This is a genomic window from Flavobacterium hungaricum (assembly GCF_015182285.1).
Taxonomy (GTDB): domain Bacteria; phylum Bacteroidota; class Bacteroidia; order Flavobacteriales; family Flavobacteriaceae; genus Flavobacterium; species Flavobacterium hungaricum.
Genome location: NZ_PRDM01000005.1, coordinates 461,308 through 478,472, shown reverse-complemented (window position 1 = coordinate 478,472; position 17,165 = coordinate 461,308). Strand labels below are relative to the sequence as shown.

The window sequence follows — 17,165 nt, the reverse complement described above, 5'->3', positions numbered from 1 at the left end:
CTTAAAACTGTTTATAGCATGCAACTGTATAACACTTTGAGCGCAGAAGAAAGAGCTATCATGATCGATGATGCCGGTAAACAACGACTTACGTTGTCTTTCTATGCGTATGCCAAAATTCAAGATCCCAAAAAATTTCGCGACGATTTATTTATTGCCTGGAATGCACTCGATGCACTTGGCCGAATTTATGTTGCCAACGAAGGAATAAATGCTCAAATGAGTATTCCGGCCGAAAATCTGGAAGCTTTTAGAGCAACTTTGGAGGTTTATGATTTTATGAAAGGCATTCGTTTGAATGAAGCGGTAGAGCATGACGATCATTCCTTTTTAAAATTAACGATTAAAGTGCGTCACAAAATTGTTGCTGACGGACTAAATGACGATACTTTTGATGTAACGAATATTGGCGTTCACTTAAAAGCCAAAGAATTTAATGATATCCTTGATGATCCCAATACAATTGTAGTTGATTTTAGAAATCACTACGAAAGTGAAGTGGGTCATTTTAAAGGAGCCATTACTCCAGATGTAGAGACTTTTAGAGAAAGTCTGCCCATTATCAACGAACAGCTCAAAGATCATAAAGAGGACAAAAATCTCGTGATGTATTGCACAGGCGGTATCCGTTGTGAGAAAGCGAGTGCTTATTTTAAACATCAGGGATTCAAAAATGTGTATCAGCTGGAAGGCGGTATTATTAATTACAAAAAACAACTTGAAGAAGAAGGTTTAGAAAGCAAATTCATTGGTAAAAACTTTGTATTTGATAATCGTCTGGGCGAAAGAATTACAGACGATATTATTTCGCAATGCCACCAATGCGGGAAACCTTGTGACAATCACACCAATTGTGAAAACGATGGCTGTCATTTGTTATTCATTCAATGTGATGATTGTAAAGCAGCAATGGAAAACTGCTGTTCTACAGAATGTCTGGAAGTAATTCACATGCCTTTGGTAGATCAGGTTCGAATGAGAACTGGTAAGCAAGTTGGAAATAAAGTGTTCAGAAAAGGAAAATCTGAAAATTTGAAATTCAAACATTCTGGTGAACTGCCGGATACGGCGCTTGCAGCTGCAGAGAAACCTGCTGATATTCGTCAAAAAATAAAAATCAAAAAAGTACTTCTTGGAAAAGCAGAACATTATTATGTTAAAGCTCAAGTAGCACAATTTACTATAGAAAACCACGATCTTAATGTGGGTGATAAAATCTTAATTTCTGGTCCAACTACTGGTGATCAAGAAATGGTTTTAGAAAAATTAGTTGTAAACGGAGCAGCAACCACTACTGCTAAAATTGGAGATAAAGTTACTTTTGAAGTTCCTTTCCGTATCCGTTTATCAGATAAATTGTATAAAATTATAAAGTAGCATAAATTTTTATGCTGCTTTATTGATGTCATAATCTTTACCAAATTATGGATATGCAATTTGGGCAACTAAAAATCGACAGGAATTAATTGATTTTTCAATTGAGAAAATTTATATGATTTTATTCGGGATGAGCTAATTATATTAGGTTGTCCCGTTAGAATTAGTAAGGGAATGCCTGATCATGTCCATGTTTTATTTTTACAAAATCCACAAAAACGATTTCAGAGATTGTAAAGCAAATTAAAGGAAGTTCTTCTCATTTTATAAATAGAGGAGCATTTATCCTTGAAAAATTGCTTGGCAACTGGTTTTGCCGCTTTCTCTGTCAGCGAATCTCAGCTAGATAATGATTGTTCTTCGATACGTTCCCCCGTGTTGAAACCATGAGCTATATTGATAATAGCTATGAGAAAAATATCCACAAACAAAAGACATAGCCTGCGGTTTCAAACGCAGGAACAGAAAGAACATCCACAACAATCATAACATTCCAAATGGTTTCGGCTATTAGGAAATAATAGAAATATAAAATGACAACTACCCACAAAATTGAACTCATGGCGCCCGCGGGGAACTTTGAGTCGCTACAGGCAGCCTTAGATAATGGCTGCGATTCTGTTTACTTTGGCGTTGAACAACTGAACATGCGTGCGCGTTCGACAGTAAATTTCACAATAGAAGATTTAGCAGAAATTGCCAAACGCTGCGAAGCCAAAAACGTTCGAAGCTATTTGACATTAAACACAATAATTTATGATCATGATTTGTCGGTTGTAAAAACACTTTTAAACAAAGCAAAAGAAGCCAATATTACAGCAGTAATTGCATCAGATCAGGCTGTAATTGCGATGGCAAGGTCTATTGCAATGGAAGTGCATATTTCTACCCAGCTGAATGTAACCAATATCGAGACCATAAAATTCTACAGTTTGTTTGCTGATACCATGGTTTTGAGTCGTGAATTGAGTCTGCGTCAGGTAAAAAATATTACGGCTCAAATTGAGAAAGAGCAGATAAAAGGTCCGAACGGAAATTTGGTTGAAATTGAGATTTTCGGTCATGGAGCTTTGTGTATGGCAGTTTCGGGAAAATGTTATTTGAGTCTGCATTCGCATAATTCATCTGCAAATCGCGGTGCCTGCAAACAAAACTGCCGAAAAAAATATACCGTTATCGATCAGGAAACGGGTTTTGAAATCGAATTGGATAATGAATACATGATGTCTCCAAAAGATTTATGCACATTGGATTTTTTAGATCAGGTTATAGATTCGGGTATTCAGGTTTTAAAAATTGAAGGTCGCGGACGCGCGCCAGAATATGTGGCGACGGTTATCAAAACCTATCGCGAAGCAATCGATGCGTATTACAATGGAACTTTCTCAAAAGAGAAAACGGCAGTTTGGATGGAAGCCTTAAATACAGTTTACAACCGCGGTTTCTGGTCTGGATATTATTTAGGGCAGGAATTGGGAGAGTGGAGTGATATTCCTGGTTCTGCAGCAACACAAAAAAAGGTTTATGTGGGGAAAGGAACGCATTATTTCCCAAAAGCAGAAGTCGGACAATTCAAAATAGAAGCTTACGACATTAAAATTGGTGATAAAATTTTGGTGACCGGACCAAGTACAGGAGCTCAGGAAATGATTATTGATGAAATGTTTGTGAATGATATTGCTGGAGAAAAAGCAACAAAGGGTGATGATTGCAGTTTAAAACTTCCGTTCAGAATCAGAATGTCGGACAAACTATATAAAATTGTTGAAGCGTAATGGTTATTATAACACTGCAAAGAGACAAATGCATCGGCTGTAATTACTGTGTCGAAATGGATCCAGTTCATTTTCAGATGTCGAAAAAAGACGGAAAATCGGTATTGCTTCATTCGCAGAATGCAAAAGGATTTTTCACTTTAAAATCTCCCAATCATGCCATTGTAGAAAGCTGTGAATTGGCTGCAAAAGCTTGTCCGGTGAAGATTATTACGGTTAAAGAAACATAGAAATACCTTTTTAAAATCAAAACCCCTATTTTGTAACATTACAAGATAGGGGTTTTTATTTCATTCTTCAGAAAGATCAAGTTCATCAAAATCTTTAATTTCAGATAGTTTAAGAAGTTTTGTCCTTTTGATTTTACGCTCACTTTTTTCAAAAATTTCATCATCGTCATACGTATTTTCATTTACGTTTTTATTGACAATTTTTTGCCTAGTCAAGAAATTGATGCTGACATCACTAAGCACAATTGGCCCTCGATTACTGCTGGCATCATAACCAATTAGTTCAAAATCTGAATTTTGATATCTAAAAGTATACTGCCAATAACCATATCTTCCGTGAGCATAGTTTATGTATAATTTTCCGTCTTTTATTTCAAAGTCAAGTTCGGGAGCATAATAAACACCTCCATCTTCATTTTCAGAAGAAAAGCAGTCATAGTTTTTAGCCGCCAGTTCGTAACCGTTATTTTTGTTTACTAAAGCAATAATTCCTCTACGGTTTCGGTCTAGCGCTCCCCGATATTCATGCTGAATTACTTTACTTTTATCAGTTCCTTTAATGATTAGAATATAATCTTCCAGTCCATCTTTATTAAAATCTCCTTTAATGGTATCAAAAGGGACATATCCTTTCGGAATGAAATCTTCTGGTTTTTTCTTTATTTCGATTGAAGCTTTATCTGCTTCAAAAACTTCTGGAACAGTTGGAATTTCTGTGACCTGAGAAGATTCTGTCTTTTCTTTGGTTTTATTGCAACTTGAAAACCCAATAAATAGTAAAATAAGGACTGTAATAAGTAAGTTTCTAATCATAATAGTTTTTAGATTTCATAGAAAAACAATGTTGTATCGTTCAAAATGTTTATAATCTTACCTTTTGTAATTTGGTTCGCTTAGCAAAATGGGTGTTGTATTGGCAAGAACCCATTTAGTTGCGAGTTCGCATAAAAAATTAAGTTCGTCGATTTCTCCGTCTCCATTTTTGCGAACATATTTTATAATTAAATCTGCTTTTGCCAATTCGTTATCAGACAGTGAATTATTTGAGGATAAATGGATAAAAAAGGCATCTAACATTTTTTTAAAATCGATATTCCAATTTCCACCGCCATTTCGATATATTTCATCTCTTACTTTTCCTGAAATGCGCACGACTTCGCCTTGTATGGTTTTTGAACTGCCCTTTGATGGTATTAAGAGCTCCCATAGTTCTTCGAATTGTTTTTCCCAAGTTGTGCCAGTTACGGAAATGGGAGATACACCGTCGTGTAGAATGCGTCTTTTTACAGGCGGGACATTATACATTTCGTAAAGCTGCTTTAATGCATGGTCTGTCTCTTCTAAATAATCTTTGTTGAAATTTTCCCTATGAAATTCAAAATCTTCTCCCCTTCGGACAACGGCATCTTTCATGGTTTGAGTTATTTCGATATCAGATTTTAAAAGTATTTTTGATATTTCAGCCAAATTTTTAAGGTCAATGTTATTTGCTCTAACCAAAGCACGTTCCAAAGGAGTTTGTTTGTAATTATTCAATGCTTTGGTATCTGCTCCATATTCTATCAATCTTTTGACAGCATCTACATTAAAGCCACTTCCACTTGCAAAATGCAAAGGGGTATCTCCATAATGGTCTCTTGCATGTATATTGGCACCGAGTTCTAATAAAGTTGAAACCTTACCAGTTCGTATCATGGCGTTTTGATGTAATGCAGTACGGTTATAAGTATCAACAGCTTCCAAATCTGCACCATTTTCTACCAGCCAAATTATAAGCTCATCGGGAATACCCCAAAAGCTTAACGCTGTTGTTTTTCCGTAGCCGCCTCTTGCATCCAATTCGCAGGTGTCAAATACAGCTTTCAAAGCTTCAATGTCTTTCTTCTCAATTAATTCGCTAAAATTTTTCGGAAGCGTTTTCTTTTTCTTTGCCATTCTTTTCGTTCCTTTTTAAAATCATTTGTCAAGATATTTGATTTCAGACACCAATTTTAGCATTGATATTATGTTTTTCTACATAGGCTTTAGCTGCAGTCATCAATTTTGTAAACTTGGCATCAATTTCATTTTGAGTTGAGGCGTCAAAATCTGCAATAGCTTTTTGTATTTGCTCTGGCGAAGCTTTTTCGTCTTTTAGTTTAGCAATTGGCAGATAACCTTCTTTTTGTTTGGCAATTGCATATGAAAACAAGTCTTTGGATGCTTGAAGAAGTTCTTTATTGTCATCATCTTCCGGAATTTCTTTAATTCTATTAAGTTGAGTTTCTAAATTGGCGATGTCAAATTTAAAATAATCGTAATAAGAAGATGGTACCATCTTTTTTTGGCTTTCTTCATATATCTGAGGTTCAGATTCCAGCTTAAAATTGATGTCCTTACTGCCAAATCGAGATAACAAATTCGAATTTAAAGCAGCAATTTCAAACGTCTTTTCTGGCGAAAGGTTTGTACAAGAAGCAGTAATTATACTTACGGTTATTAATGCGAATACTATGGATTTATTTAAGATTTTTTTCATTTTTAAGTTTGTTTATTATTATTTATCCTTTTAAAATTTTACTTTTCTCTAAATCAAATTCTTCCGAAGTTAAAATTCCAGCATCGAGAAGCTCTTTCAAATCTAATAATGCCTTTTTCTTTTCTTCCATAGAATTTCCAGAACCAGAGTTTGAAGTTTCATTTTTCTGAGGAGTTTGTATCGGATTTACAACAGTTCCCGACGGTGCATATTTCAGAATCAGTTCTGTAATTTCATTAAAGCCTTTTACGTTTGAATAATCAATCGCTTTTTGTTCTTTCACATTGACAATTGAGGCATCAGCTTTATTATCCAATAAATATTTAACCACATCTTTCTTTCCGTTTGCGGCGCTGTAATGCAAAGGTGTGTTTCCAGATTCGTCCTGAATGTCTATGTTTGCTCCAGCCTCGATCAGCAGTTTTACCATGCTCAAATTGCCTTTTTTGGTAGCAATATGTAAAAGACTTTCTCCGCCATAGCTATAAGAGCTGTTGAGCGTAAAACTAGATTCGTTGGCAATACTCGATGCGCTGGTAATCCAATCCAAGTAGTCATTCATTGATGAGGTGTCTTGAGCGACAGGTTTACTAAAATTCACATCAACACCATTTTCCAGGAACAGCGATACAATTTCTTTTTGATTGTTAGCGCAGGCATACCAGATAGGAGAGTGGCCGTTATTGTTTGAGGTGAAAACATCAGCTCCTCTTTCTACTAAAAGTTTTGCAAGCATTCTGTTGGTTTCATAGCAGGCAATTAAAAGTGCATTTTCACCCGAATGATTTACGTGATTTACATCGGCGCCATTATCAAGAAGTAAAGTCACCATTGGAATCGATTTGGTATAACAGGCATAAAGCAAAGCTGTGTTTCCTTGTTTATCTGTGGTATTTATATCGGCGCCATTGTCTAAAAGCAGTTGGATAATTTCTCTATTGAGTTTTGTAGAGGCTAATAAAAGCGGGCTTTGTCCGTTGTTATTCAATAAATTAACGTCGATTCCGCCTTGAAGCAACTTTGTTGCAATTTCAATTTGAGCCGTCTGCACAACTAAATGCAAGAGGCTGTTTCCTAATTTATCATTTTTGGTGATTGCTGCACCATTTTCTAAAAGATGCAAAGCCGTTTGTTTCTGTTTTTGAAGACAGGCAAAGTACAAAGGAGTTTCTCCTTGATGATCTTCGTAATTAATATCGGCTCCGTCTTCGATTAGAATTTTTACAATATCGAGATAACCTCTGTGTGCGGCGTAATGCAAAGCAGTTCTTCCTCTTTCGTCTGTATATTTTGCATCCACTTCTTTGTTTTGAAGCAATAGTTCGGCTATTTTTCTGTTCCCGTTTTCACAGGCAATTATAAAGGACATTGACATGTTTTTCAGTTTTAAATAAATGTATCTTTTTATTGTTTCATCAAAAGTTCGACCGTTTTTATTTTCAAGTTGTCTCCTGATGCAAGCATTAAGGCAGTTTCATCTTTGTCATTGGTAATCGAAATAGCTGCTCCCTGATCTAACAGTAATTTTACTTTTCGATAGGTTTCTTTCGCCATTTCTGAATCATAATTGACATTATAGGCACAAACTTTATGCAAAATGGTATTTCCCTGATTGTCTTGTTCGTTGATATCTAAAGAAACATTTTCTAAAACCGATTTTAAAATTTCCGACTTCTTCTCAACAATAAAATCAATTCCTGACTTAGGCTGTCCGTAATATTGTGCACAGAAATTCACATCGGCACCATCAGCTAGTAACCTTTCTAAGAAAGTAATATCGCTTGGCGAGCCCGAAACAGAACTAATAAAATGAGTGAATAAAGTTCGTCCGTCTTTGTTCACAATATTAAAATCGGGTGAAGAAACAGAAGCTAAGGCATCGTACATATCATACGAAAACTGTTCGGCAACGGCGTAATAAAAAGCAGTATTGTTGAGGTTGTCGGTTTCGTTGGCATCGGCTCCATTTTCTAGTAAGAACGGGACAAATTCTTTTTTGCTTCTTTTAACCGCGCACATTAAAGGTGTTGTTCCGACTATGTTTTTTTCGTTGATATCGACACCATTTTCCAAAAGTATAGCAAGATACTCTTTAGTCTTCTCATTATTGGTGCTGTAGATATTCAGAACGATATGAATGAAATTTTCTCCAGCATTGTTTTTATATTGCGTATTCGCGCCAAAGTCATCAATAAGTATTTTTATGATTTTTGGCGAAGCCCCTTTTTCAAATAGATAACCAAGTAAGGTTTTATCGCTGATTTCGTCATTGATGTTATCGATTTTTGACATTAATTCTTTGAAAAAAGCCTGTGATTCTTCATCATCTTTGAGATAAAGTGCTAATGGAGCGAAAATCGATTTGTCGAAACTGTCCAATTCGTAAATATCAGTTTCAATAAAACCGGCTTTGATTAGTTTTTCGATGAAATCAATTTCTTTGGCTTCAATAATTTTGGCTGCGATCTGAGAAAAGTTGTTTTTAAGATATTGTTCGTTAAAAGTTTCTCCGTTATTTAGGCATTCTCTGGCCTCGTCAAATTTTCCCTGAAAAAGGAAGTTTTCAATCTGGTTTTGTGTTTGCATTTGAGGGGTATTTAAAATGAAAGATTATGTTTGCTGAGTCAGCATCGATAAATGCTGGCTTCATGAATTATGTTGTAAGATAAAACATAAAATTGAGAAATATATTTTAGGATAAAAAGTAAAAACACCTAAAATATTCCTATATAAAAGCAAAACCCTGTTCTGAATGTATAGAATACGGTTTTTAAAATTTTAAGCGAGTGATTTTATTTCTTTTTTGTCTTTAGGATCTTTATAACCTGTGTTTATTTATAATAGTAAAGCTGTTGCTAAATTGAGTATATATTTATTCATGTGAATTTTAGGTAGTGATTTTTTAAGTTTTGGTTTATTGCCTTTCTTTAGTTTTAGACTTTAATTTCCATTTCCCATTTTTTCCCACATATTCATAATCATAGATTCGCTTACCTGTTCGGTCCTGAAAATGCTTTTTTATCGGTATAATAGTAACATTGGGTTTTAAATGATAAGTGCTTTCTTCAGAAACTCCAAAAGCACTTCCGTACAATTCTGTATTGATAGTTTGGGATTCTTTCTCAAATTCAGGTTTTGACCAAATATCCGTTTTTTCAACTGTATTCAATAATCTAACAAGTTTTTGTTGCTTTTGATCATTAATAAAAATTACAGTCCACTGATTTCCATTTACATTAGAAAATACCCAACACAAAAGGTCTTCATCTCCGTCATTATCAAAATCAATTATTTTAAAATTTGAAATAAGCACATCGCTATCAAAGTGCCACATAAAAGGCTGAAAATTCAGGTTTTCCTGAAATTGAAAATTGTTGTTTTTGAATTCATAAAGCGATGCAATCGAATCATTTTGTAAACGAAAAGAATATTTTAATGGAATTTTTCCTTTCAATTCAAATTCGCATTCAGGTTTTTCTTTAGTAAAATCAATATCTTCGACGCTTAATGAAGCAGGAGGAAAATTTACTTTAAAAACAAGATGATAAGAAGAATCAATTTCAGTTTGTGAAAAAGAATAGTTAAAAATTAAGAAAAAAAATATAGAAAGTGGCTTCATTGAATCACGAATTTACTAAATGTAAATATAGTATTCTGTAGGTAATTTTTAATTTTAATAAAGAGAATAGTAAAATAAGTTTTAGAATAATTTTAATAAAAATTAGAGAATTTTTTGTTTGAAAATTTCAACCTGATATTGTTATAAAAAAAGCTTATTTTGCCTTAAAGATTGCTTGCTTTTGTATTTAACGAAGCATTAGTATTAATGCATAAAAAGGCAAATAAAAAAAATACTATCTTTACCGATCAAACGTTTATGAACTTAAGCTGCTTTTTTGCGGCACTACATATATAATTATGGCATGTACAAGTTGTTCAACCTCAGATGGCGGCGCACCAAAAGGTTGTAAAAATAATGGGACTTGCGGCACCGACAGCTGCAATAAATTGACGGTTTTTGACTGGCTTTCGAATATGAGTCCGTCTAATGGAGAGCCGATTTTTGACTGTGTTGAAGTACGTTTTAAAAACGGACGTAAAGAATTTTTTAGAAATACAGAAAAATTGACTTTAAGTATTGGTGATATTGTGGCAACAGTAGCTTCACCAGGACATGATATTGGAATTGTTACGCTTACTGGAGAGTTAGTGAGAATTCAGATGAAGAAAAAAGGAGTGAATTATGAAAGTAATGAAGTTCCTAAGATTTACAGAAAAGCATCACAAAAAGATATCGATATCTGGTCTGTAGCACGTGATCGTGAAGAACCGATGAAGGTTCGAGCACGAGAACTGGCAATTCAGCATAAGTTAGAGATGAAAATTTCGGATATCGAATTTCAAGGTGACGGATCTAAAGCTACATTTTATTATACAGCAAACGATCGTGTCGATTTTAGAATGCTGATTAAAGATTTTGCAAAAGAATTCAGTACCAGAGTAGAAATGAAGCAAGTGGGTTTCCGTCAGGAAGCGGCTCGTCTGGGCGGTGTTGGTTCTTGCGGACGTGAACTTTGCTGTTCTACATGGCTGACCGATTTTAGAAGTGTCAATACTTCTGCGGCACGTTATCAGCAGTTATCGCTTAATCCACAAAAATTGGCGGGACAATGCGGTAAACTTAAATGCTGTCTAAACTATGAGTTAGACACTTACATGGATGCATTAAAAGATTTTCCGGATTACGACACTAAACTTGTGACTGAAAAAGGGGATGCAATCTGCCAAAAACAAGATATTTTTAAAGGGTTAATGTGGTTTGCCTACACTAACAATTTTGCAAACTGGCACGTTTTAAAAATTGATCAGGTAAAAGAAATTATTGCCGAAAACAAACAGAAAAACAAAGTTTCGTCTTTAGAAGATTTTGCGATTGAAGTTACCTCAGAACCAGAAAAAGACTTTAATAACGCTATGGGGCAGGAGAGTTTAACTCGTTTTGACCAGCCTAAAAAGAAGAAAAAACCAAACAGAAAACGTAAAAATGCCGAACCGGCTGGAGCAGCGACTCAAGCAAAACCACAGCAGGAAAAAAACAACAATAATAATCCTAAGCCTGCAGGAAACAATAAACCTTCTGGCGGCAATCCGAATCAGCAGAACAAACAAGCTAATCCGAACAAGCAAAACCATAAGAACAAGCCTAATCCGAATAAACAGAACAATTCGAACAAGCAAAATTCTAATGAAAATAAACCTGCTGAACCTAGAAAACCAATAATTATTACTAAAAATGAGAATAAAAAATAGCGGAATTCTCTTCTTGGCAGCGATACTCTTTTTTTCGTGTGATAAAAAACGAGTGTTTGATGAGTATAAATCTGTTGGAAGTGCCTGGCACAAAGACAGTATTGTAACTTTTGACCTGCCGGTTTTAGATTCTACCAAAAAATACAATTTGTTTGTAAATCTGAGAGACAATAACAATTATCCTTTTAAAAATCTGTTTTTAATTGTTGCTCTTGAAATGCCAAATGGCTTTACAAAAGTAGATACATTAGAATATGATATGGCCGATGCCGAAGGAAATCTACTAGGAAACGGATTTACAGATATTAAAGAAAGTAAACTGTTTTACAAAGACAATGTAAAGTTTAGAGGAAAATATAAAGTAAATATCAAACAAGCGGTAAGACAATCTGGAAAAATTTCTGGAGTCGAAGCTTTAGAAGGTATTACAGACGTTGGTTTTAGAATAGAACAAATAGATTAGATAAAATAGGTATGGCTGCTAAAAAAAACAATCAAACAACTAGTAATAAGGATATTAATTATTACAAAAAGAAATACTGGAGAATTTTTGCCTATGGTTTATTAGGTGTCTTAGCATTCTTTTTGTTTGCCTCTTGGGGATTATTTGGTTCGATGCCTTCTTTTGAAGACTTAGAAAATCCAGACTCAAACCTGGCTACAGAAATTATTTCTTCGGATGGAGTTGTAATCGGTAAGTATTTTAAAACCAATAGATCACAGCTTAAATATTCGGATCTTCCAAAAAGTTTAGTAGAAGCTTTGGTGGCTACCGAAGATGCTCGTTTTTACGAACATTCGGGTATTGACGGGCGTGGTACTTTGAGAGCCGTTTTTAGTTTAGGAACAAATGGAGGAGCGAGTACGCTGTCGCAGCAGCTTGCAAAACAATTGTTTCATGGCGAAGGTTCTAAGTTCTTGCCTTTTAGAATTGTACAAAAAATAAAAGAATGGATTATCGCCATTCGTCTGGAAAGACAATACACTAAAAACGAAATCCTGGCAATGTACTGCAACGTTTATGATTTCGGAAATTATTCTGTTGGAGTGAGCTCTGCAGCGCAGACTTACTTTTCAAAAGTTCCAAAAGATTTAACGATGGACGAATCGGCTATTTTGGTCGGAATGTTTAAAAACTCAGGATTGTATAATCCAGTTCGTAATCCAGAGGGAGTGAAAAATCGCCGTAATGTGGTGCTTTCGCAGATGGAAAAAGCTAAAATGATTTCTGAATCAGAAAAAATAAGGCTGCAGGCTTTACCGATTTCTTTAAAATTTAAATTAGAAAGCCACCGTGAAGGTATGGCAACTTACTTTAGAGAATATCTTCGTGATTACATGAAAAAATGGGTCACTGAAAATAAAAAACCAGACGGATCGGATTACGATATTTACAAAGACGGTTTAAAAATCTATACTACGATAGATTCTAGAATGCAGTCTTACGCAGAAGAAGCTGTTTCTGCACACATGAAGAATTTACAACAGCAGTTTTTTATTGACATGAAAACCAATAAAAACGCGCCATTCGTAAATATCACGCAAGCTGAAACTGATAGAATTATGATGCAGGCCATGAAGAATTCGGTTCGTTGGGCTCAGATGAAAGAAGCAGATAAAAGTGAAGACGACATTATTGCTTCATTTAAAATAAAAACAAAAATGCGTGTTTTTACTTGGAAAGGAGAACGCGATACTACAATGACACCGTTAGATTCTATTCGTTATTACAAGCACTTTTTACAATCGGGCTTAATGGCAATGGAGCCTCAGACTGGAGCAATTAAAGCTTGGGTTGGAGGTATCAACTACAAATATTTTCAATACGATCACGTAGGACAGGGAGCAAGACAAGTAGGTTCTACTTTCAAACCTTTTGTGTACGCCACTGCGATTGAGCAGCTGAACATGTCTCCTTGTGATTCTATTTTGGATGGTCCGTTTATGATTCATAAAGGACGCCATCACGTTACAGAAGATTGGGAACCAAGAAACTCAAACCACACCTACCGCGGTATGGTAACTTTAAAACAAGCTTTGGCAGGTTCCATTAATACTGTTTCGGCTAAATTGATTGATAGAACTGGTCCAGAAGCGGTTGTAGATTTAACAAAAAAATTAGGTGTTAAGACAGAGATTCCGGTACAGCCTTCTATTGCATTAGGTGCCGTTGATATTACTGTAGAAGATATGGTGGCAGCATATAGTACTTTTGCAAATCAAGGGGTATATGTAAAACCTCAGTTCTTAAGCCGAATCGAAAATAAAAGCGGGGAGGTAATTTACGAACCAATTCCAGAATCTCACGACGTTTTAAATAAAGATATTGCTTTTGCAGTAATCAAATTACTTCAGGGTGTAACCGAAACAGGTTCAGGTGCACGTTTGCGTACACAAGGAGGCGGAAGCGGTGACAAACGCTGGACAGGTTATCCTTATATGTTTACAAACCCTATTGCAGGTAAAACCGGAACAACACAAAATCAATCGGATGGCTGGTTTATGGGAATGGTTCCTAATTTGGTAACTGGAGTATGGGTAGGATGCGAAGATCGTTCGGCTCGATTTAAAAGCTTAACTTACGGACAAGGAGCAACAGCTGCACTTCCGGTTTGGGGGTATTTTATGAAGTTGTGTTATGCAGATAAAGATCTTCAGGTTTCTAAATCTGAATTTGAGCGTCCGGCAAATCTTTCTATAAAAGTAGATTGTTATCAGAGACCGGCTGTCGTAAAAGACACAACGCAGACCGAACAAGACACAGACGAATTCGCGTTATAGTTTAGGTTTCAAGTATAAAAAAATCCTTTTGTAATCTTCTTTAATTTAGAAGATACAAAAGGATTTTTTTTGGAATAGGTTTTTATTTCAACTTTCGAAATGACTAAAAGCGCAGCATTGCGAACTTAGCACAATTACAGCTGCTTGCATTAGAAAAACCTTATGTACTTTGCAGTAAAACAATATGCAGCTAAACAGCTGTATCTAAATTTATTTTTTACGAAATCGTTATAATTTAATTAGAAAATCTTATTTTTATCAAAATTATAAGGCATTAAAGACCATTTGTTATGATAACAAAAAAAGTAAATACAATTCAAGAAGCAATTGAAGGAATTGAGAGCGGGATGACCATCATGTTTGGAGGTTTCGGATTGTGCGGTATTCCAGAAAATACAATTGCAGCTTTGGTTGCGGCATCAGTTTCCGATTTAACTTGCATTTCAAACAATGCTGGAGTCGATGATTTCGGTTTGGGACTGCTTTTGCAAAAAAAGCAGATCAAGAAGATGATTTCGTCTTACGTTGGAGAAAATGCGGAGTTTGAGCGTCAGATGCTTTCGGGTGAATTAGAAGTAGAATTAACACCTCAGGGAACTCTAGCAGAACGCTGTCGTGCTGCTCAGGCGGGAATTCCTGCATTCTTTACACCTGCAGGTTACGGAACAGAAGTTGCAGAAGGAAAAGAGGTACGAGAATTTAACGGCAAGATGCACATTATGGAAGAAGCTTTTAAAGCTGATTTTGCGATTGTAAAAGCATGGAAGGGAGACGAAGCTGGAAATCTTATTTTTAAGGGAACAGCGAGAAATTTTAATGCTTGTATGGCTGGTGCTGGAAAAATAACCATTGCCGAAGTGGAAGAATTGGTGCCTGTTGGAACTTTAGATCCGAATCAGATTCATATTCCTGGCATAATGGTGCAGCGTATTTTTCAAGGTGAAAAGTTTGAAAAGAGAATCGAGCAGCGAACGGTTAGGCAGAGAGATTAACTCAGTAGATAATTAGAAAATGGGCCAATTAGAGCATTATTTTAATATCGCAACTTTGTTGCTTTAATTGTTTTTATAAATTGTAATTAATTCATATTTAAATAATTATTTTCTTTTATGTAAAGTAAAAAATTAGGCTATCTTTAGGTCTTCACTAAAATTCCCTAATTATCAAATTGACTAATTGACACATTAAAAAAGATGAAGAAACTTTCTTTAGTTTTATTTTCCATTATATCATTTCAGGGTTTTTCACAAACCTCCAATCAACTTAGAGAAGAACTGCAACAGATAATTGCCTCAAAAAATGCAACAGCTGGGATTTCTATAAAAAGTATTGAAGATAAGGATACGTTAAGCATTAACGGAAACTTAAAAGCACCAATGATGAGTGTTTTCAAGTTTCATATTGCGTTAACCGTTTTGAATAAAGTAGACGAAGGTAAACTTTCGTTACAACAAGAAATATTTATAAAAAAGAAAGATCTTCATGAGGATACATGGAGTCCGATGATGAAAGATTTTCCAAACGGAAATATGAATTTGACTTTGGACAAACTGCTTCGTTACACGGTTTCGCACAGTGATAATAACGGCTGTGATATTCTGATTGATCTGGTTGGAGGAACAAAAGAAGTTCAGAAATTTATCAATAAACAAGGAATCAAGGACTTTGTTATTAAAGTAAACGAGCAGCAAATGCGATCTTGGAAAAATCTGTATGTGAATACCACAACGCCTCTGGCAACAACAGAATTGCTGGAGAAGTTCTACAAGGGGCAGGTCTTAAAAGAAAACACGACAAAATACCTGTACCAAATTATGGTCGAAACATCAAGAGGTTTGACGTGGATGAAAGCAGGACTTCCTGAAAATACCGAATTAGCACATAGAACAGGAATTTCGGGAACTAACGATGCTAATCTTAGAGTGGCAATGAATGATGTTGGAATTGTGAAACTCCCAAACGGAAAACATTTTATTCTTTCGGTTTATTTAAAAGAAATTACAGAAAAACAAGAAGATACAGAAAAGATAATTGCAGACATTGCTAAAGCAGCTTGGGCTTATTTCGTTAAAAAGAATTAGATAATTAGAAAATGTGATAATTTGTCAATTAGATATATATGAAATTATCTAATTATCAAATTGCCTAATTGACACATAATAAATAGATACACATTATGGCACTGAACAAAGAAGATATAGCAAAACGAATTGCAAAGGAAGTTAAAGACGGTTATTTCGTAAATCTGGGAATCGGAATTCCGACTTTGGTGGCAAATTACGTTCGGGAGGATATCTCGGTGGAATTTCAAAGTGAAAACGGTGTCCTCGGAATGGGACCTTTTCCTTTTGCAGGAGAAGAAGACGCCGATATTATCAATGCGGGTAAACAAACCATTACGACGCTTCCGGGGGCTAGTTTCTTTGATTCAGCTTTTAGTTTCGGTATGATTCGAAGCCAAAAAGTTGATTTGACTATTTTGGGCGCAATGGAAGTTTCTGAGAACGGTGATATCGCCAATTGGAAGATTCCGGGCAAAATGGTAAAAGGAATGGGTGGTGCGATGGATTTGGTGGCTTCTGCCGAAAATATAATCGTAGCCATGATGCACGTCAATAAAGCAGGAGAGTCTAAAATTCTAAAAAAATGCACTTTGCCGTTAACTGGCGTAGGATGCGTTAAAAAGGTTGTAACTGAGCTTGCAGTTCTCGAAGTGACAGAAAAAGGTTTTAAGCTCTTAGAACGAGCGCCAGGCGTCTCAGTCGAGCACATTGTTGCTTCTACAGAAGCTGATTTGATAATTGAAGGCGAAATTCCTGAAATGATAATTTAAAATAACTCAAAATTATAAAAAAATGAAAGCCGGCTTATAAGCCGGCTTTTTTTGTAAGTATAAATTAAAATTCAAAGTTGTAAAATGGTTTTTTTTAGTTTTTGTACTGGTTTTTAGTTAATTAAATATTTAAAATATACAAAAATTCGCACTTTTATTTGTGGATTTTATAGGGTTTGTTAAATAAAAGTGCATTTAAAGTAAAAATTGTTGCGTTTTATCGATTAACGGCAAATTTCATCGATAATCTAACAAAATTAAAATACTTTTATTTAAAATTTAAGTATTTACTTACTTTAATGGAAATGTTTGTAAATGATTTAACCAAATTAAAAACCAAA

General features: G+C 35.1%; 15 protein-coding genes and 1 pseudogene. 10 read left to right on the top strand and 6 right to left on the bottom strand.

The window, feature by feature from the left end; all coding sequences use genetic code 11:
* Positions 1-18: 18 nt before the first annotated feature.
* From trhO to C4F50_RS21465, 4 genes and pseudogenes are all read left to right on the top strand, one after another.
* Positions 19-1,377 carry an oxygen-dependent tRNA uridine(34) hydroxylase TrhO gene (gene trhO, locus C4F50_RS21475; RefSeq protein WP_194140696.1) on the top strand — a complete coding sequence of 453 codons (1,359 nt, stop codon included), beginning with the start codon at positions 19-21 and terminating at the stop codon, positions 1,375-1,377.
* A gap of 30 nt (positions 1,378-1,407) precedes the next feature.
* A pseudogene (locus C4F50_RS25920) lies at positions 1,408-1,725 on the top strand (IS200/IS605 family transposase); the annotation flags it as partial.
* Positions 1,726-1,910: 185 nt separating this feature from the next.
* On the top strand, positions 1,911-3,152 hold the full coding sequence (locus C4F50_RS21470; protein WP_194140695.1) for a peptidase U32 family protein: 1,242 nt from the start codon (positions 1,911-1,913) through the stop codon (positions 3,150-3,152).
* Complete coding sequence (locus tag C4F50_RS21465) at positions 3,152-3,382, top strand: ferredoxin (protein WP_039118414.1); 231 nt, start codon at positions 3,152-3,154, stop codon at positions 3,380-3,382. Before C4F50_RS21470 ends, C4F50_RS21465 begins: the two co-directional genes overlap by 1 nt.
* Before the next feature lie 60 nt (positions 3,383-3,442).
* On the opposite strand, the gene C4F50_RS21460 is transcribed toward C4F50_RS21465, so the two are convergent.
* The 6 genes from C4F50_RS21460 to C4F50_RS21435 form a co-directional block, all read right to left on the bottom strand.
* A complete protein-coding gene (locus C4F50_RS21460; protein WP_194140694.1) occupies positions 3,443-4,195 on the bottom strand; it encodes a hypothetical protein in 753 nt (250 codons plus the stop codon).
* 57 nt (positions 4,196-4,252) lie between these two features.
* Positions 4,253-5,317 (bottom strand): ankyrin repeat domain-containing protein, encoded by a 1,065-nt coding sequence (locus tag C4F50_RS21455; protein WP_194140693.1) that lies wholly within the window; start codon positions 5,315-5,317, stop codon positions 4,253-4,255.
* Between the two features lie 43 nt (positions 5,318-5,360).
* Positions 5,361-5,900 carry a hypothetical protein gene (locus tag C4F50_RS21450; protein ID WP_194140692.1) on the bottom strand — a complete coding sequence of 180 codons (540 nt, stop codon included), beginning with the start codon at positions 5,898-5,900 and terminating at the stop codon, positions 5,361-5,363.
* 22 nt (positions 5,901-5,922) lie between these two features.
* Positions 5,923-7,269: an ankyrin repeat domain-containing protein gene (locus C4F50_RS21445; protein ID WP_228012105.1), complete on the bottom strand. Its 1,347-nt coding sequence runs from the start codon at positions 7,267-7,269 to the stop codon at positions 5,923-5,925.
* A 35-nt stretch (positions 7,270-7,304) separates the two neighbouring features.
* Positions 7,305-8,486: an ankyrin repeat domain-containing protein gene (locus tag C4F50_RS21440; protein ID WP_194140690.1), complete on the bottom strand. Its 1,182-nt coding sequence runs from the start codon at positions 8,484-8,486 to the stop codon at positions 7,305-7,307.
* Between the two features lie 328 nt (positions 8,487-8,814).
* Entirely contained in the window at positions 8,815-9,519 is a 705-nt protein-coding gene (locus tag C4F50_RS21435; protein ID WP_194140689.1) for a hypothetical protein, read from the bottom strand.
* 299 nt (positions 9,520-9,818) lie between these two features.
* On the opposite strand from C4F50_RS21435, the gene C4F50_RS21430 reads away from it, so the two are divergent.
* From C4F50_RS21430 to C4F50_RS21405, 6 genes are all read left to right on the top strand, one after another.
* Positions 9,819-11,210, top strand: coding sequence for a PSP1 domain-containing protein (locus tag C4F50_RS21430; RefSeq protein ID WP_194140688.1), 1,392 nt, complete (start codon positions 9,819-9,821; stop codon positions 11,208-11,210).
* A complete protein-coding gene (locus C4F50_RS21425) occupies positions 11,194-11,673 on the top strand; it encodes a gliding motility lipoprotein GldH (RefSeq protein ID WP_194140687.1) in 480 nt (159 codons plus the stop codon). The genes C4F50_RS21430 and C4F50_RS21425 overlap by 17 nt, the downstream gene beginning before the upstream one ends.
* Positions 11,674-11,684: 11 nt before the next feature.
* Positions 11,685-13,991: a penicillin-binding protein 1A gene (locus tag C4F50_RS21420; RefSeq protein WP_194140686.1), complete on the top strand. Its 2,307-nt coding sequence runs from the start codon at positions 11,685-11,687 to the stop codon at positions 13,989-13,991.
* Between the two features lie 290 nt (positions 13,992-14,281).
* Complete coding sequence (locus C4F50_RS21415) at positions 14,282-14,983, top strand: CoA transferase subunit A (RefSeq protein WP_194140685.1); 702 nt, start codon at positions 14,282-14,284, stop codon at positions 14,981-14,983.
* Between the two features lie 201 nt (positions 14,984-15,184).
* Entirely contained in the window at positions 15,185-16,072 is an 888-nt protein-coding gene (gene bla, locus C4F50_RS21410) for a class A beta-lactamase, subclass A2 (protein WP_194140684.1), read from the top strand.
* Positions 16,073-16,167: 95 nt separating this feature from the next.
* Positions 16,168-16,824 carry a CoA transferase subunit B gene (locus C4F50_RS21405; RefSeq protein WP_194140683.1) on the top strand — a complete coding sequence of 219 codons (657 nt, stop codon included), beginning with the start codon at positions 16,168-16,170 and terminating at the stop codon, positions 16,822-16,824.
* Positions 16,825-17,165 lie beyond the last annotated feature (341 nt).

Bases quoted from the DNA above. Each gene is read 5' to 3' on its own strand.
- C4F50_RS21420 (WP_194140686.1), top strand. From the start codon at position 11,685: ATGGCTGCTAAAAAAAACAATCAAACAACTAGTAATAAGGATATTAAT.
- C4F50_RS21470 (WP_194140695.1), top strand. From the start codon at position 1,911: ATGACAACTACCCACAAAATTGAACTCATGGCGCCCGCGGGGAACTTT.
- C4F50_RS21460 (WP_194140694.1), bottom strand. From the start codon at position 4,195: ATGATTAGAAACTTACTTATTACAGTCCTTATTTTACTATTTATTGGG.
- C4F50_RS21465 (WP_039118414.1), top strand. From the start codon at position 3,152: ATGGTTATTATAACACTGCAAAGAGACAAATGCATCGGCTGTAATTAC.
- C4F50_RS21430 (WP_194140688.1), top strand. From the start codon at position 9,819: ATGGCATGTACAAGTTGTTCAACCTCAGATGGCGGCGCACCAAAAGGT.
- C4F50_RS21425 (WP_194140687.1), top strand. From the start codon at position 11,194: ATGAGAATAAAAAATAGCGGAATTCTCTTCTTGGCAGCGATACTCTTT.
- C4F50_RS21405 (WP_194140683.1), top strand. From the start codon at position 16,168: ATGGCACTGAACAAAGAAGATATAGCAAAACGAATTGCAAAGGAAGTT.
- trhO (WP_194140696.1), top strand. From the start codon at position 19: ATGCAACTGTATAACACTTTGAGCGCAGAAGAAAGAGCTATCATGATC.
- C4F50_RS21455 (WP_194140693.1), bottom strand. From the start codon at position 5,317: ATGGCAAAGAAAAAGAAAACGCTTCCGAAAAATTTTAGCGAATTAATT.
- C4F50_RS21415 (WP_194140685.1), top strand. From the start codon at position 14,282: ATGATAACAAAAAAAGTAAATACAATTCAAGAAGCAATTGAAGGAATT.
- C4F50_RS21440 (WP_194140690.1), bottom strand. From the start codon at position 8,486: ATGCAAACACAAAACCAGATTGAAAACTTCCTTTTTCAGGGAAAATTT.
- C4F50_RS21450 (WP_194140692.1), bottom strand. From the start codon at position 5,900: ATGAAAAAAATCTTAAATAAATCCATAGTATTCGCATTAATAACCGTA.
- C4F50_RS21445 (WP_228012105.1), bottom strand. From the start codon at position 7,269: ATGTCCTTTATAATTGCCTGTGAAAACGGGAACAGAAAAATAGCCGAA.
- C4F50_RS21435 (WP_194140689.1), bottom strand. From the start codon at position 9,519: ATGAAGCCACTTTCTATATTTTTTTTCTTAATTTTTAACTATTCTTTT.
- bla (WP_194140684.1), top strand. From the start codon at position 15,185: ATGAAGAAACTTTCTTTAGTTTTATTTTCCATTATATCATTTCAGGGT.